Source organism: Streptomyces sp. YIM 130001 (assembly GCF_003574445.1).
In the GTDB taxonomy this organism is placed as follows: domain Bacteria; phylum Actinomycetota; class Actinomycetes; order Streptomycetales; family Streptomycetaceae; genus Streptomyces.
In genome coordinates this window covers 42,265-56,541 of the sequence record NZ_KZ984572.1, presented here as the reverse complement: position 1 = coordinate 56,541, position 14,277 = coordinate 42,265, and the positions used below count along the sequence as shown (strand labels likewise).

Annotated in this window: 13 protein-coding genes; 5 read left to right on the top strand and 8 right to left on the bottom strand. The window is 72.6% G+C overall.

Features of this window, described 5'->3' with window-relative positions; genetic code table 11:
- Window position 1: 1 nt before the first annotated feature.
- The 4 genes from DSC45_RS32395 to DSC45_RS35945 all read right to left on the bottom strand — a co-directional run bounded on the left by DSC45_RS32395 (window position 2) and on the right by DSC45_RS35945 (window position 2,719).
- Window positions 2–472, bottom strand: a complete 471-nt coding sequence (locus DSC45_RS32395; RefSeq protein ID WP_119295590.1) for a cation:proton antiporter regulatory subunit — start codon at window positions 470–472, stop codon at window positions 2–4.
- Between the two features lie 279 nt (window positions 473–751).
- A complete protein-coding gene (locus tag DSC45_RS32390; RefSeq protein WP_119295589.1) occupies window positions 752–1,735 on the bottom strand; it encodes a M56 family metallopeptidase in 984 nt (327 codons plus the stop codon).
- Window positions 1,736–1,747: 12 nt separating this feature from the next.
- A complete protein-coding gene (locus tag DSC45_RS32385; RefSeq protein WP_119295588.1) occupies window positions 1,748–2,170 on the bottom strand; it encodes a BlaI/MecI/CopY family transcriptional regulator in 423 nt (140 codons plus the stop codon).
- 390 nt (window positions 2,171–2,560) lie between these two features.
- Window positions 2,561–2,719 (bottom strand): hypothetical protein, encoded by a 159-nt coding sequence (locus DSC45_RS35945; protein WP_158574116.1) that lies wholly within the window; start codon window positions 2,717–2,719, stop codon window positions 2,561–2,563.
- Between the two features lie 207 nt (window positions 2,720–2,926).
- Here DSC45_RS35945 and DSC45_RS32380 point away from each other — a divergent pair, with 207 nt between their 5' ends.
- The 3 genes from DSC45_RS32380 to DSC45_RS32370 all read left to right on the top strand — a co-directional run bounded on the left by DSC45_RS32380 (window position 2,927) and on the right by DSC45_RS32370 (window position 6,224).
- The gene (locus tag DSC45_RS32380; RefSeq protein ID WP_119295587.1) at window positions 2,927–4,729 is read left to right on the top strand and encodes a S9 family peptidase; all 1,803 of its coding nucleotides are present in this window, start codon (window positions 2,927–2,929) and stop codon (window positions 4,727–4,729) included.
- Window positions 4,730–4,885: 156 nt separating this feature from the next.
- Entirely contained in the window at window positions 4,886–5,266 is a 381-nt protein-coding gene (locus DSC45_RS32375) for a VOC family protein (protein WP_119295586.1), read from the top strand.
- A 64-nt stretch (window positions 5,267–5,330) separates the two neighbouring features.
- Window positions 5,331–6,224: an SURF1 family protein gene (locus DSC45_RS32370; protein WP_119295585.1), complete on the top strand. Its 894-nt coding sequence runs from the start codon at window positions 5,331–5,333 to the stop codon at window positions 6,222–6,224.
- On the opposite strand, the gene DSC45_RS32365 is transcribed toward DSC45_RS32370, so the two are convergent.
- The 4 genes from DSC45_RS32365 to DSC45_RS32350 form a co-directional block, all read right to left on the bottom strand.
- Window positions 6,208–7,356, bottom strand: a complete 1,149-nt coding sequence (locus tag DSC45_RS32365) for a hypothetical protein (protein ID WP_240434972.1) — start codon at window positions 7,354–7,356, stop codon at window positions 6,208–6,210. The genes DSC45_RS32370 and DSC45_RS32365 overlap by 17 nt on opposite strands.
- Entirely contained in the window at window positions 7,353–8,000 is a 648-nt protein-coding gene (locus tag DSC45_RS32360; protein ID WP_240434975.1) for a SigE family RNA polymerase sigma factor, read from the bottom strand. The genes DSC45_RS32365 and DSC45_RS32360 overlap by 4 nt, the downstream gene beginning before the upstream one ends.
- A 415-nt stretch (window positions 8,001–8,415) precedes the next feature.
- Window positions 8,416–9,489 carry an aspartate-semialdehyde dehydrogenase gene (locus tag DSC45_RS32355; protein WP_119295584.1) on the bottom strand — a complete coding sequence of 358 codons (1,074 nt, stop codon included), beginning with the start codon at window positions 9,487–9,489 and terminating at the stop codon, window positions 8,416–8,418.
- Window positions 9,489–10,769, bottom strand: coding sequence for an aspartate kinase (locus DSC45_RS32350; RefSeq protein WP_119295583.1), 1,281 nt, complete (start codon window positions 10,767–10,769; stop codon window positions 9,489–9,491). Before DSC45_RS32350 ends, DSC45_RS32355 begins: the two co-directional genes overlap by 1 nt.
- Window positions 10,770–11,134: 365 nt before the next feature.
- Between DSC45_RS32350 and DSC45_RS32345 the strand changes: the two genes are divergently transcribed.
- Together DSC45_RS32345 and DSC45_RS32340 are read left to right on the top strand one after the other, a co-directional pair.
- Complete coding sequence (locus DSC45_RS32345) at window positions 11,135–11,803, top strand: class I SAM-dependent methyltransferase (RefSeq protein WP_119295582.1); 669 nt, start codon at window positions 11,135–11,137, stop codon at window positions 11,801–11,803.
- Window positions 11,804–12,241: 438 nt separating this feature from the next.
- Window positions 12,242–14,230, top strand: a complete 1,989-nt coding sequence (locus tag DSC45_RS32340) for an ATP-binding protein (protein ID WP_119295581.1) — start codon at window positions 12,242–12,244, stop codon at window positions 14,228–14,230.
- Window positions 14,231–14,277: the final 47 nt, after the last annotated feature.

Here is a 14,277-nt window from a genome sequence, read left to right as displayed (position 1 = left end):
GTCACCCTCCAGAAATAATCTCGGCGAGCGCGTCCACGCCCTCGCGGGTACCCACGGCGACGAGCGTGTCGCCGCCCGCGAAACGGAAGTCGGGCCCGGGTGACGGGTGCGCGGCGGTGCGCCGCAGCACCGCCACGATCGAGGCGCCGGTACGGGTACGGGCCCCGGTGTCACCGAGGAGCCGGCCCACGAACGGCGAGCGCGAGGTCACCGGGATGTGCTCGGTGACGAGGTCGATCCCGTCGGTGCGCACCGCGTCGATCGGCGCGGGGTCGATGAGATGCGCGAGCGCGGTGGCCTCTTCCGTCGACAGCGGCACCGACAGTTGGCACGAATCGGGGTCGTCGACGTCGTAGAACCCGATGAAGCGGCGGCCGTCCTCGTGGATCACCACGGAGATGTGCCGTCCGGCCTCGGTGGTGAAGTCGATCTGTGTACCGACACCGGGAAGGTTGGTGCGCCGCGTGCCCATGGTCTGCCTCCGTAAGACAGGCGGAGGACAGCAGCCGGGGCGGCACAGCCCACCGCGCCGACGAGTTGAGTGGGCGTTGACCCTATCATTGCCGAACCCTTGCCTTACCAGGGCAAGTTGATGTGTGACGTATGCCATGAAATGCGGTATCTGTCGGCACTTTCCGGGCGCACGGGAGTGCGGCGCGTGGCCGCTGGGGTTCGGGGTGCCGTCGTCGCGGGGTGGCCGGTGCGGAGCAGGGTGCCGTCGTCGCCGGGTGGCCGGTGGCGTCGGCCGCGGTCAGAGCGGGGTGGCCGCGTGCAGCAGCAGGACCATCGTCACCGCGGAGTTCGCGGACGACATCGCCGAGAGCACCGTGCCCCCGGCCGCCGCCCAGGCCGCCAGCCCGGCCGCGGTGAACACCGACGGCGGCCAGGCGTGCGCCGCGGGCGCGGGGCCGAGCAGCGCCGCGACCCGACGCGGCACCGGCCCGGGGCCCGCACCCTGACCTGCGCTCCCACCCAACCCTCCGGTGATCCCGGCGAATCCGGGCAGGCCCGCCGACCGCGCGGTGGACAGTGCGAGTGCCGCCTTGCCGATGGCGCGCGCCACCAGCGCACGGTCCCCCACGGTCTGCGCCGCACACTCGTCGGCCCAGCGCTCCGCCCCGTACTCCACGGCCGTACGCAACGACAGCAGGAAGGGATTCGCTCGCGCCGCGAGACGCACCGCGAGCAGATAGCGGTCGTGCCGCCCGGCGAGATGGGCCCGCTCGTGCGCGAACAACGCCCGCCGCTCCGGCGACGCCAACTGCCCGAGCAGTCCCGTCGTCACGACGACCCGGCCGCCGTTGGTCCCGGCCGGCGGCAGGGCGTACGCGTACGGCCTGCCGTCCCGCAGCACCGCAACCGGCGAACCGGGCAGATCGTCGAGCGCGCGATGCGCGTCACGGGTGCGGCGCAGATGCCGTCGCAGCGTGCGGCCGCAGGCGATCGCCACCGCGGCGAGTGCCGGGATCGCGGCCTGCCCGACCAGCGCGTCGTACGGTACGGCCGCCCGCACCTCAGGGTCGGACCAGCCGTCGGGCAGTGGGTTGCCCGGCAGTTGGGCGGTGCCGACGACCATCAGGAGCGCCAGGCACAGGGTGCTGCACAGGGCCATCACCACGGCGACCGCGGTGAGCAGGCGGGTGGCGGTGCGCGGGTGCAGCCGGTGCCCGGCGAGCCTGGCGACCGGCCAGGCGGTGAGCGGCAGGAAGAGCGGCAGGAAGACGAAGACGCCCATACGAGCCGCGACCTAACTCTCCCGGGCCGGCGGCGGACCCTCGCCGGCCTCGTCCGCGCGGTCGAGGAGTGTGCGCAGGAGCTGTTCGTCCCCCGGCGGCAGCGCGGTCACGAAGTTGGCGAGCACCGCGCTGCGGTCCTCCTCGCCGTCCAGGACCTTGCGCATCCGCAGCGCCGCGAGACCCGCCTCGTCGGCGGCGCCGGTCCAGACGAAGGAGCGGCCGTCGCGCTGCCTGGTGACCGCGTTCTTGGCGAGCAGCCTGGTCAGGATCGTCATCACCGTGGTGTAGGCGAGATCGCCGCCGACGCGCTCCTGGACCCAGCCCGCCGTGACCGGACCGTCCGCGGCACCGAGCGCCGCGAGTACCTGCGCCTCGAGCTCGCCCTGGCCCCTTCTGCGGGGACGGTGCTGCCGGTCGTCGTCGCTGCGCGTCATCGCCCGCCTCCCTCCGGCCGCATCCCCGGCGCGGACAGCGGCGGGGAGCGCCCCATCGTACGCGGCGGATTCCGGCGGTCTCCGGGCGGAGCGGGTGCGGGGAGACGGTGCGGGCCGGGGTGACCAGGGGCGCGGATGCCGCAGTGGAGGCACGCGTCGCACGGAGTCTTCGGACGAGCACTCAGCGCGACCGGATCGAGGGGCGAACTCAGCGCTACACGACGGTCCCCGAGCCCGCTCCGCGCACAACCGGCGGGCACCGGAAGTGACTTCCGGTGCCCGCCGGCCCCCTTTCCCCGGTCCCACCTCAGGAGACGGGCTCGTACCCCCTCGGAAGGTCGGCCGTCCCGCCGGGAACAACGGGACGGGCCTCTCGAAGAATGCGGAACGTCAGCGGTTGCCCTGGCGGCGGGCCTGGGCCTTCTGCTGCATACCGCGCGTCTTCGCCGAGATCGACTTCACCTCGGGGCTCGTGCTCTTCATCCGAGCCTGAGCGGCGGAGATCTTCGCGTGCTGCGGGTCCTTGGGGTGGTTTCGCTCCTTGGCCATGATGCAGCCTCCTCCTCGTCGGGCGCGGCAGACCGAACAGCGCCCGTCCTTCCACTGTCACCCCGCCCCGGGGCATCGGCATCCGCAGCGCCTTGACCTGCGAAGCCGACGCAGTCAGCGGGCCTCGAAAGCGCCCGTCGCGAGCGGCGGGCGACCTGGGGCAGGGCACCGCCACCGCCCTGCCGCGCGATCGGGTTTGATGGACGCATGAGTGACGTAGCGGCCACGCCCGGAACCAATGACCTGCCCGACTGGGAGAAGCGCTTCAGGGCGCCCCGCGTCTCGCTGCCCGACTGGGCCGAGGACGCACCCGAGCGCTCGCTGTTCGTCTCGAACGCGACGGGGACCTACGAGTTGTACGCCTGGGACCGTACGACCGGCGCACAGCGGCAGGCCACGGACCGGGCCAACGGCACCACCGACGGCTTGCTGTCGCCCGACGGCCACTGGATCTGGTGGTTCGACGACAAGGACGGCGACGAGTTCGGCGTCTGGAAGAGGCAGCCCTTCGAAGGCGGTGACGACACCCCGGCCGTGCCGGCACTCGCCCCTTCCTACCCCGCGGGCCTGGCCATCGCGCGCGACGGCGCCACCGTCGTCGTCGGCCGCTCGACGGACGAGGACGGCTCCACGCTGCACGTCGTACGCGACGGCGGCGAGCCGGCCGAGATCTACCGGCACCGCGAATCGGCGGGCGTCGGCGACCTGAGCCACGACGGCACCCTGATCGCCCTCGAGCACACCGAGCACGGCGACGCGATGCACTCCGCGATCCGCGTCGTCGACCTCGACGGCCGCACCCTCGCCGAACTCGACGACACCAAGGACGGCACCGAGGAACTCGGCCTGAGCATCCTCGGTTTCGCGCCCGTCGCCGGCGACACCCGGCTGCTCGTCGGCCATCAGCGGCGCGGCCGCTGGGAGCCGATGGTGTGGGACGTGACGTCCGGCGTCGAGAGCGACCTCGCCCTCGATCTGCCCGGCGACGTCTCCGCCGAGTGGTACCCGGACGGCTCCGCCCTGCTGGTCGCGCACAGCTTCGAGGCGCGCAGCGACCTGTGGCGCCTCGACCTCGCCACCCGCGCGCTCGAGCGCATCGACACCCCGCCCGGCTCGGTGTCCGGCGCGACCGCCCGGCCCGACGGGGCCGTCGAATACCTCTGGTCGTCCGCCGCCGAGCCGCCGCAGGTCCGCTCCACCGCGGGCGGCGTCGTCCTGGACCCGCCCGGTATGAAGTGCCCCGGCTCGGTGCCGGTCGAGGACGCCTGGGTGGAGGGGCCCGGCGGGCGGATCCACGCCCTGGTGCAGAAGCCGGCGGGCGAGGGCCCGTTCCCGACCGTGTTCGAGATCCACGGCGGCCCGACCTGGCACGACAGCGACGCCTTCGCGGCCGGCCCGGCGGCCTGGATCGACCACGGATACGCGGTCGTACGGGTCAACTACCGCGGCTCGACGGGATACGGACGCGACTGGACCGACGCACTCAAGCACCGCGTCGGCCTGATCGAACTCGAGGACATCGCCGCGGTCCGCGCCTGGGCGGTCTCCTCCGGTCTCGCGGACCCGGCGAAGCTGGTCCTCGCCGGCGGCTCCTGGGGCGGCTATCTGACCCTGCTCGGCCTCGGCACCCAGCCCGACGACTGGGCCGTGGGCCTGGCGGCGGTGCCGGTCGCGGACTACGTCACGGCGTACCACGACGAGATGGAGGCGCTGAAGGCGATGGACCGCACGCTGCTCGGCGGTACGCCCGAGGAGGTGCCGGAGCGGTTCGCCGCCTCCTCCCCGCTGACGTACGTCGACGACGTACGGGCGCCGGTCTACATCTCGGCCGGGGTGAACGACCCCCGGTGCCCGATCCGGCAGGTCGAGAACTACGTGGACCGGCTGGCCGCGAAGGGTGCTCCGCACGAGGTGTACCGGTACGACGCGGGTCATGGGTCGCTGGTCGTCGACGAGCGCATCAAGCAGGTCCGCCTGGAGATCGACTTCGCGGAGCGGTACCTGCGCTGACCCTCCGTCGCCGGAGGGGCTGGTCCGGCCCCTCCGGCGTCCGAGGAGCCCCTCCGGGGAGTTCCGGGAGAGGGCGGGGCGGCAGCTCCGATGACTTCCGCACCCCGCGCCGGTCTGCACTGTGCACGCAGCAAGCACCCGAAAGGCGGGACCCCGATGACGTCCACACCCCCCGAGCCCAACGCCATCGGCCTCGGCGTGATCCTCGGCTGCCGGAAGGCCGACGCCCTGATCGACTGGTACCGCGCCGCTCTCGAGCCGCTCGGCGGCCGCTGGGACCAGCACATGCTGGTCGTCGGCCCCACGATCATCGGCTTCGACGAGCGCGACGATGTGGCCGAGAAGTCCGTCGAACCGGGCCGCCAGATGCTCAACGTGCTGGTGCGGGACATCCGCGCGGCCGAGTCCCATCTCAACAGCCTGGGCGTGACCTGGGTACGCCCCGTCGAGGACGTGGGCGACGGCTGGTACTTCTCCACGATCACCGACCCGGTCGGCAACTACGTGCAGTTCCTGCAGGGTCCGGTCACGGCCTGAGCGTGCCCCGGGGATCCGCACCCTGCAGCCACCGTCACGGGCCCCGCCCCGTACCGTTGGGGGCGTGTACCGGTTTCTGCTGACTCCGCGCTGGTGGGGCATCAACGTCTTTCTCGTTCTTGCCATCCCCTTCTGCATCTTCATGGGGTCCTGGCAGCTCGGCCGGTTCGAGGACCGCGTGGACACCCACCAGGAGGCCGAGCAGCAGAGCCGTTCCGCCGGCAAGGGCGCATCGGCCCCACTCGCGGAACTCCTGCCCGTCAGCCAGGACACCTCCGGCCGGCGGGCCACGGCCAGCGGCACCTGGGACCGCCAACTCCTGGTGCCCGACCGCATGCTCGACGACCGCGACGGCTACTACGTCCTGGGCCTGCTCCGCACCGAGGGCCCCGGCGAGGGCAAGGGCAAGGTCCTGCCCGTCGTACGCGGCTGGCTGCCCGGCGACGCCGCCGCGGGCAAGGCACCCGCACTGCCCGGGGGCGAGGTCGAGGTGACCGGCGCACTGCAGGCCTCGGAGAGCGCCGGCAGCAACGGCGTCAGCGACCGCGCGGGCCTGCCGAAGGGCCAGCTCGCGGTGATCAGCGCGGCTTCCCTGGTGAACCTGGTGCCGTACGACGTCGAGGACGCCTGGGTGACGTCGGAGAAGGCCACGGACGGGATGCGGCCGGTGCCGCCGAAGGTCGCGCAGGGCAGCGGGCTCGATCTGAAGGCGTTCCAGAACCTCGGGTACACCGGCGAGTGGTTCATCTTCGCGGGCTTCGTGCTCTTCATGTGGTTCCGGCTGTTCCGCCGTGAGCTCGAGTTCGCACGGGACGCGGAGCTCGGCTTGCTGGGGGCGGACGCCCAGCAACAGGAACCCACCGATGCCGAGGACGCCACCGACACCGACGACGCCGAAGGCTCGGAGTCGTCGGAGGACGCCGCCGCTTCCGTGGCAGCGCCTACGACGCGGCCATGACTCCCGTGCGATAGACCGTCCCCGCGCAGGCGTTGGGGATCGTCGCGGCCGCCGAAGGGGCGCCGGGCTGGGCCGTGTGGGACAGCGCGACGCTGCCGTCCGCCGTGCCTTCACCGGGAGCCAGCTGGGGCTCCGTCGCCGGCTGGTCGCCGCCGCCCGTACCGCCCTCGCTCGGCGTCGGATCCGGCGAACTGCCCTCGGTGGGGCAGGTCTCGGACGGCACCCAGGCGAAGTGCACCTCGTACGCCTCGCCCGGCGCGAGCCGCACCGTGCCCTCGGCGGGTGCGGCCGGGAGGCCCACCGACGAGTCGCCCGCGGCGACCTCCGCCATGCCGACCTTGGCGCGCTCCGCCGAGCCCAGTACCTCGAACGTCACGCTGCCGCCGCCACCGACGGTGCAGTCGCTCGCGGAGACGTTGGACACCCGGAAGGAGCCGTAGACCTTGCCGTCGGCCGCGGGCTCGCCGACCGTGCCGACCGCGTTGCCCAGTTGTCCCGCGCCGCAGGTGGAGGCGGGCGCCATCCCCGGGTCCGAGGGTCCGGTGCCGGCCGTGGCGCCGCCGCCGGTCTCCTCGCCCTTGCCGCCCTTGCCCTTGCCCTTGTCGCCGTCCTTGTCCTTCTGGCCGTCCTTGCCGGACGGACGCTCCTCGTCCGTGCCGGACCTGCCGCCGTCGGCGTGCGCCGAGTCCCCCGGCACCTGCGAGGTGTGGCCCACCGCGGACGGATGATCGTCGGAGGAACCCGGCGAGTTGGTCACGTGCAGGAGCGCGGGCACCGCGGTGCCGACGAAGAGCGCGGCCGCCGCCATCCCGACCACGGCCTGCCGCTTACGGGCCCGGCGGACCGGCACCGCGCGGCGCAGCCGCTCGAGCGAGGCGTCGGACGGCTCGATCTCCCGCACGGCGCCGCGCATCATCGCGCGCAGCGCCTCCTCGTCGGCGTCCAGGCCGCCGGGGCCACCCGGCCCGCCGATGTCCGGGCCGTCGGGGCCCGCCGCACCGGCGTCCGGTGCGTGGTCCTCGGATCCGCGTCCGAAGGGGGTGTTCCAGGGGCCGTTCACTGCTTCGTTCCCACCATGCTGTCCGTGCTCGTGGCCTTCCGGCCCCGGCTCGCCCGGTCGTTGCGTACTCATGCCCCCGCCTCCATGGCGACGCGCAGAGCGGCGATGCCACGCGAACCGTAAGCCTTGACCGAGCCGAGCGATATGCCGAGGGTCTCGGCGACCTGGGCCTCGGTCATGTCCGAGAAGTAGCGCAGCACCAGCACCTCGCGCTGGCGGCGCTGCAGTCCGCGCATCGCCTTGATCAGGGCGTCGCGCTCCAGCTGGTCGTACGCCCCCTCCTCCGCGCTCGCCATGTCCGGCATCGGCTTGGAGAGCAGCTTGAGACCGAGGATGCGGCGGCGCAGCGCGGAACGGGAGAGGTTGACCACCGTCTGACGCAGGTAGGCGAGGGTCTTCTCGGGGTCTCGGACGCGCTTGCGCGCGGAGTGCACCCGGATGAACGCCTCCTGCACCACGTCCTCGCAGGAGGCGGTGTCGTCCAGGAGAAGGGCCGCGAGACCGAGCAGCGAGCGGTAGTGCGCGCGGTACGTCTCGGTGAGGTGGTCGACCGTGGTCCCTGCCGTCATCGAGTCGTCCGCGCCCTCACGCTGGCCCGGCACCGTGGCCGGTCGTGTGGAGGGCATGGGGGCGATCACCGGCATCCCGCCGGCGGAGCTGCTCCCGCCGGCCGGACGGGCACGGCGGGGCCGGGCGCCGACGACGCCGGGGACCATCGGGAAATCCAGTACCTCTGCCACGTCTGTTGGACACGCGTCCCCCCGCGAGGGTTGTACGCGTAAGGCGTCGTATTTGCGGCGGCCTGCGCGATTCCGGCGCCTCGCGTCCGCGTACCAGCATTCCCTGCCCTCATGCGTACCCGCTCTTCCCCTGTGCCCCCGCGGCTGACCGCGTCCGGTGCGGCATCCCCTGCAAGCCCGCGCGCAGGGCGTCGGCAAAGACGCACCCCGCCCTGTGCGCGGTTGCACGGGACGGGGATCGAGTCGTGCGGCGGGTCCTTCGTACCGGGCCACGTCGACCGGCACCGGGCCGGGTTCCCCCTCGGCCCGCTCACATAAATTACACAGGTACGGACGGGGCCGGTGCGGCGGCGGGGTCCCGACGCCGCCCCCTTCAGGCCGGTTGTGAGCCCTATGCGCGCATTTCCGCGGCGATGAGTTCGGCGATCTGCACGGTGTTCAGAGCGGCGCCCTTGCGGAGGTTGTCGCCGCAGACGAACAGCTCGAGGCCGGTCGGATCGTCCAGGGATCGGCGTACCCGGCCGGCCCACGTGGGGTCCGTACCGACCACGTCCGCGGGGGTCGGGAACTCGCCTGCCGCCGGATTGTCGAAGAGCACGACGCCGGGAGCGGTGGAGAGGATCTCGTGCGCGCGGTCGACGGTGACCTCGTCCTCGAAGCGGGCGTGCACGGTCACCGAGTGCGTGGTCACCACCGGGACCCGTACGCAGGTCGCGGAGACCTTGAGATGCGGCAGGCCGAGGATCTTGCGGGACTCGTCGCGGACCTTGAGCTCTTCGGACGACCAGCCGTCCGGGCCGAGCGAGCCGGCCCACGGCACCACGTTGAGTGCGATGGGCTCGTGGAAGGGTCCGGTGGCGTCGCCGACGGCCCGCCGTACGTCGCCCGGCGACGTGCCGAGCTCGGTGCCGGCCACCATCTTCACCTGGTCGCGCAGCGCGGCCACTCCGGCCGGTCCGGCCCCGCTGACCGCCTGGTACGAGGAGACGACCAGCTCGCGCAGGCCGAACTCGGCGTGCAGCGCGCCGACCGCGACGATCATCGAGATCGTCGTGCAGTTGGGGTTCGCGACGATGCCGCGCGGGCGTACCCGTGCGGCGTGCGGATTGACCTCCGGCACCACGAGCGGCACCTCGGGGTCCATCCGGAAGGCCGCCGAATTGTCCACGACGACCGCTCCCTCGGCGGTCGCGACGGGCGCCCAGCGGGCCGCCACGTCGTCGGGTACGTCGAACAGGGCGACGTCCACGCCGTCGAAGACCTCGTCGGCGAGTGCGAGCACCTCGACCTCCTCACCGCGCACCACCAGCTTCTTGCCGGCGGAACGCGGTGAGGCGACCAGGCGGATCTCGCCCCAGATGTCCGCGTGCTGGGACAGGATCTGGAGCAGTACCGAGCCGACGGCGCCGGTCGCTCCCACGACCGCGAGAGTGGGGAGCGCCGGGTGCGGCGCGGCGGCGGCCATCAGCGGCCGGTGCCTCCGTAGACCACGGCCTCGTCGGAGTCGCTGTCCAGGCCGAACGAGGTGTGCACGGCCTGCACGGCACCGAGTACGTCGTCGGCGCGGGTCACGACCGAGATGCGGATCTCGGAGGTCGAGATCAGCTCGATGTTCACCCCGGCGTCGCTGAGCGCCTCGAAGAACTGCGCGGTGACGCCCGGGTTGGTCTTCATCCCGGCGCCGACCAGGGAGATCTTGGCGACCTGGTCGTCGTAGCGCAGGGAGTCGTAGCCGACCTTCGGCTTGATCTTCTCCAGGGCGGAGGTGGCCTTCTTGCCGTCCGTCTTGGGCAGCGTGAAGGAGATGTCGGTCAGACCGGTGGACGCCGCGGAGACGTTCTGCACCACCATGTCGATGTTGATCTCCGCGTCCGCGATGGCGCGGAAGATGGCCGCGGCCTCGCCGGGCTTGTCGGGGACGCCGACGACGGTGACCTTGGCCTCGGAGACGTCATGGGCGACTCCGGAGATGATCGCGTGCTCCACCTGCTCGGCTCCCCCTTCAGAGGGTCGTTCGTTGCTGACCCAGGTGCCGGGCAGTCCGGAGAAGGACGACCGCACATGGATCGGGATGTTGTACCGGCGTGCGTACTCGACACAGCGGTGGAGCAGCACCTTGGAGCCGGACGCGGCCAGCTCCAGCATGTCCTCGAAGGAGATCCAGTCCATCTTGCGGGCCTTCTTCACGACCCGCGGGTCCGCGGTGAAGACGCCGTCGACGTCGGTGTAGATCTCGCAGACGTCGGCGTCGAGCGCCGCCGCCAGCGCGACGGCGGTGGTGTCCGAACCGCCGCGGCCGAGCGTGGTGATGTCCTTGTTGTCCTGGGACACGCCCTGGAACCCGGCGACGATGGCGATGTTGCCCTCGTCGACGGAGGTCTTGATGCGGCCCGGCGTGACATCGATGATGCGCGCTTTGTTGTGGACCGAGTCGGTGATGACACCTGCCTGGCTGCCGGTGAACGACTGGGCCTCGTGGCCCAGGTTCTTGATGGCCATGGCCAGCAGGGCCATGGAGATCCGCTCTCCCGCGGTCAGCAGCATGTCGAGCTCACGTCCGGCAGGGATCGGGGATACCTGCTCTGCGAGATCGATCAGCTCGTCCGTCGAATCGCCCATCGCGGAGACCACGGCAACCACCTGGTTGCCGTTCTTCTTGGACTCCACGATCCGCTTGGCGACCCGCTTGATGCCTTCGGCATCGGCTACGGAGGAGCCTCCGTACTTCTGCACGACAAGGCCCACGTGCGCTCCTCGCTCATTTCTGTCTCGGTCGGCTCAGTTTAACGAGCGGCCGGGATGCACCCCGTTCGTACCGCATCGTGAGATGTCCCGCCCACGACCCGGTCAGAGGGCTCCCCGGCCCGCTCCGAGACGTCATCTGCCCCCATCTGCCGCCCGCACTCCGGAAAGTGGCCGTGCTCACACAGCGGGTGCGGGCGACGGGCCGGCCCGTACCCGTCCCCGGACCGGGTTTTGCCGTACCCGCAAGAAACTTTGCCGCCCCGCGGGCGGCGGACGCACCGTGGCGGGACACGGGCAGGAAGCCCGTGCGACCGAGGAGACCCCGGGTACGACCGGGGGGTCCCGCATGGCCGAGGAGGCCCCTTATGACCACGACGGCACAGCACGACGACGGCGGCCCCGCCGAGGACGAGGCGCAGCTCTGGGACGAGCGGTACCGCGAGAGCGAGCGGGTCTGGAGCGGCGAGCCGAACGCGGTGCTGGCCCGCGAGGCGGCACAGCTCACCCCCGGTCGCGCTCTGGACCTCGGCTGCGGCGAGGGCGGCGACGCGGTGTGGCTGGCGGGACGCGGCTGGCGGGTCACCGCGACCGACGTCTCGCAGGTGGCGCTCGAACGCGCCGCCGAGCATGCCGCCGACGCAGGGGTGGCGGACCGGATCGACTGGCGTCCGAGCAACCTCTCGGACTCCTTCCCCGAGGGCACCTACGACCTGGTGTCGGCCCAATTCCTGTACTCGCCCGGCAAGTTGCCCCGGGAGCAGGTGCTGCGCAGGGCGGCCGCGGCCGTCGCGCCCGGCGGGCACCTGCTGATCGAGAGCCACGCCGGATTCCCCGACTGGGAGACCGGACACGGCCGGCCCGACATCGACTTCCCCACCGCCGCCGAGACCCTCGCCTTCCTCCGACTCCCGGACACGGAATGGGAGGTGCTGCTGTGCGCGGAGCACGAGCGCGCCCAGACCCGCCCGGACGGCACCCCCGGCACGCGTACGGACCACACGGTGCTGGCCCGGCGGCGCGCGACGGCCTCCTGACCCCCGGGCGACGCCCCGGACCACCGGGCGTCACACCGCGGACGGGGCTGCATCCGGTGGCCGGTACGGTCGCATCCGGCAGCACGCGCGTCCGAATTGCGTGCCCGTGTGCGGGACTTGGCGAACAGAAGCGGAGGCGCGGCGGCGGGCGAGGCGCACCCCGGGAACGCGGGCACCCGGGAGAATGCGCAGGTGGGGGCGCCGGGCCGGGTGGGCGCAGAAAGCGGGAATACCACAAGTGGTAAGCGGCTGCGGCGACTTCGCGCCGATCTGACCCTCGGGGCGTCATATGCCGAATGCACCGCATCGCCGCGCTGCACGATGGATAGCATGAACGCCACACGCGGCCAGGGTGACGACCCGTCAACGCCCCTTCGTCGCGCCGCCGAAGGGCCACCCGGCCCGCCTCTGCATCACCTTCCCCCAAGGGGCCGCGGAATGTCTTTCCACGCCAATCGCCGTCCACAGCGCACTCCTTGGTGGGAGCGATGGTGGCCGGTCGGACTGCTCGGCGTCGCGGCAGCGGGCGGCGGGACGGCAGCCGCCGTCGCGCCGGACGCCGCGCGCGGCTGGGTCGTCGGGTGCGTGGTGGTGGCCTGGGCGGTGCTGGCTCTCACACTGGCGGTGAGCGTGACGGTGCTGCGGCGCCGGCAGGCTCTCCTCACCCGTAGCAACGACGAGATACGGGGCCTGCACGACCAGGCGCAGCGCCAGGCCCGCGCCGTCGGCGCGCTCGGGCACACCACCCTGCCGGCGGTGGCGGGCATGGTGCGCGACGGCGCGGGCGTCGGCGACGTACTGGCGACGGTGGCTCCGCAGGAGGAGGCACACCGCCAGATCATCGAGTCGTACGCGGCAGCGGTGGCCGACCATCAGCTGCTGCGGCGCCAACATGCCGCGCTCAGCGAGGAGTTGGACGCTGTGAACGGCAGGATCCTGCCGTTCGCCATCACCTCGCTCGCCGAGGGCCAGGCCGTGGCACGTGTCATCAACAAGATGGAGAAGCCGGCCGATCCCCGCCTCCACAGCCTCGTCGACACCGCGGTCCGCGCACTCGGCATCAGCGAGCGACGGGCGGCCGCCGCGCAGGGCGCCAGCTCCAAGGCGCTCGGCCGGGTGCAGGCCAAGACCGTCAGCATCCTCGCCGACCTGCGCGACATGCAGGACCGCTACGAGGGCGAGATCTTCGGCGACCTGCTGCAGCTCGACCACAAGACGTCCCAGCTCGGCATGGAGACCGACCGCATCGCGCTGCTCATGGGCGGTCGCGCGAGCCGGGCCTGGAACCGGCCGATCGAGATGGAGAGCATCCTGCGCGGCGCCATCGGCCGCATCGCCGCGTACCAGCGCGTGCGACTGCACTGCGCCACGGACGCCAAGATCGTCGGATTCGCCGCCGAGGGCCTGATGCACCTGCTGGCCGAACTCGTCGACAACGCCACCAAGTTCTCACCCCCGATCGACATCGTCCCGGTGTACGTCGAGGAGGCGAGCGCCGGTGTCGTGATCACCATCGAGGACAGCGGACTGAAGATGGCCGACGCGGCGATGGTGCGCGCGGAGGAGTCCGTCAGCGGACGCAACAACGACCTGGCCGTGCTGCACGGCACCCGGCTCGGGCTCCCGGTCGTCGGCCGGCTCGCCGCCAAGTACGGCGTGGACGTCAACTTCCGTCCGTCCTCGCGCGGCGGCACCGGCGTGGTCGTCCTGATCCCCACGCGTCTGGTCTCCCAGGAGGCGGACCAGACGCCGCTCCTGGAGGGACTGCCGCAGTCGTCCCCGCTCGCGGCCGCGGTCGGCCTGCCCGACCCGCAGGGCGTACCGCACACGCAGGCACCGCAGGCACCGGGCGCCCCGCAACCGCCGAGCCTGCCGCAGTCGCCGGACGTCCCGCAGTCGCCGGGCCTCCCGCACACCCGCGCCGACGAGGCCCCCGCACCCGCCGCCGGTCACACGCCTGAACCGCCCGCGGCACCCGCCCGGTCACCGCAGGTACCGGCACCGGCCCAGCCACCGGAAGGGCTGCCGCGACGGGTACGCCGCACGAACGCCGCGGACGCAGCGACCTCGACGAGTACCGACAGCAGCACCCCCGCACCCGACACCGGCACCCCGCCCGAGCCCCCCGCCGGACGGCACGCCGCACCCGCCCCGGCGGCCTCCACCTGGTCCACGCCCAACGGCCTGCCCGTACGCCCCGCGGGCCGGACCATGGCCGCCGCGCACACCGGCCAGGACGAGCACCCCGACGCGGGCTCCCGGCCCGCGGCACGGTCCGCGCCGCGCCGCGACCTGGGCGCCCAGTTCGGCGCGTTCCACCGCTCCCGGCGTACCGGCAAGGAAGCCGGGGCGGGCCACGGATCCGGCGACACCGCCGAAAGCCCCGACGGCAACGCACCCGAGGAGGCCGGCGGCACTCACCGCTAGGACCCGCTCTCCTGGTGCGGCGCATCCCCCGAGCGCCGCACGACCCC

Excerpts from the sequence above, each read along its gene's own strand:
- DSC45_RS32395 (WP_119295590.1), bottom strand. The coding sequence starts at position 472 with ATGGGCACGCGGCGCACCAACCTTCCCGGTGTCGGTACACAGATCGAC.
- DSC45_RS32390 (WP_119295589.1), bottom strand. The coding sequence starts at position 1,735 with ATGGGCGTCTTCGTCTTCCTGCCGCTCTTCCTGCCGCTCACCGCCTGG.
- DSC45_RS32385 (WP_119295588.1), bottom strand. The coding sequence starts at position 2,170 with ATGACGCGCAGCGACGACGACCGGCAGCACCGTCCCCGCAGAAGGGGC.
- DSC45_RS35945 (WP_158574116.1), bottom strand. The coding sequence starts at position 2,719 with ATGGCCAAGGAGCGAAACCACCCCAAGGACCCGCAGCACGCGAAGATC.
- DSC45_RS32380 (WP_119295587.1), top strand. The coding sequence starts at position 2,927 with ATGAGTGACGTAGCGGCCACGCCCGGAACCAATGACCTGCCCGACTGG.
- DSC45_RS32375 (WP_119295586.1), top strand. The coding sequence starts at position 4,886 with ATGACGTCCACACCCCCCGAGCCCAACGCCATCGGCCTCGGCGTGATC.
- DSC45_RS32365 (WP_240434972.1), bottom strand. The coding sequence starts at position 7,356 with ATGAGTACGCAACGACCGGGCGAGCCGGGGCCGGAAGGCCACGAGCAC.
- DSC45_RS32360 (WP_240434975.1), bottom strand. The coding sequence starts at position 8,000 with ATGGTCCCCGGCGTCGTCGGCGCCCGGCCCCGCCGTGCCCGTCCGGCC.
- DSC45_RS32355 (WP_119295584.1), bottom strand. The coding sequence starts at position 9,489 with ATGGCCGCCGCCGCGCCGCACCCGGCGCTCCCCACTCTCGCGGTCGTG.
- DSC45_RS32345 (WP_119295582.1), top strand. The coding sequence starts at position 11,135 with ATGACCACGACGGCACAGCACGACGACGGCGGCCCCGCCGAGGACGAG.
- DSC45_RS32340 (WP_119295581.1), top strand. The coding sequence starts at position 12,242 with ATGTCTTTCCACGCCAATCGCCGTCCACAGCGCACTCCTTGGTGGGAG.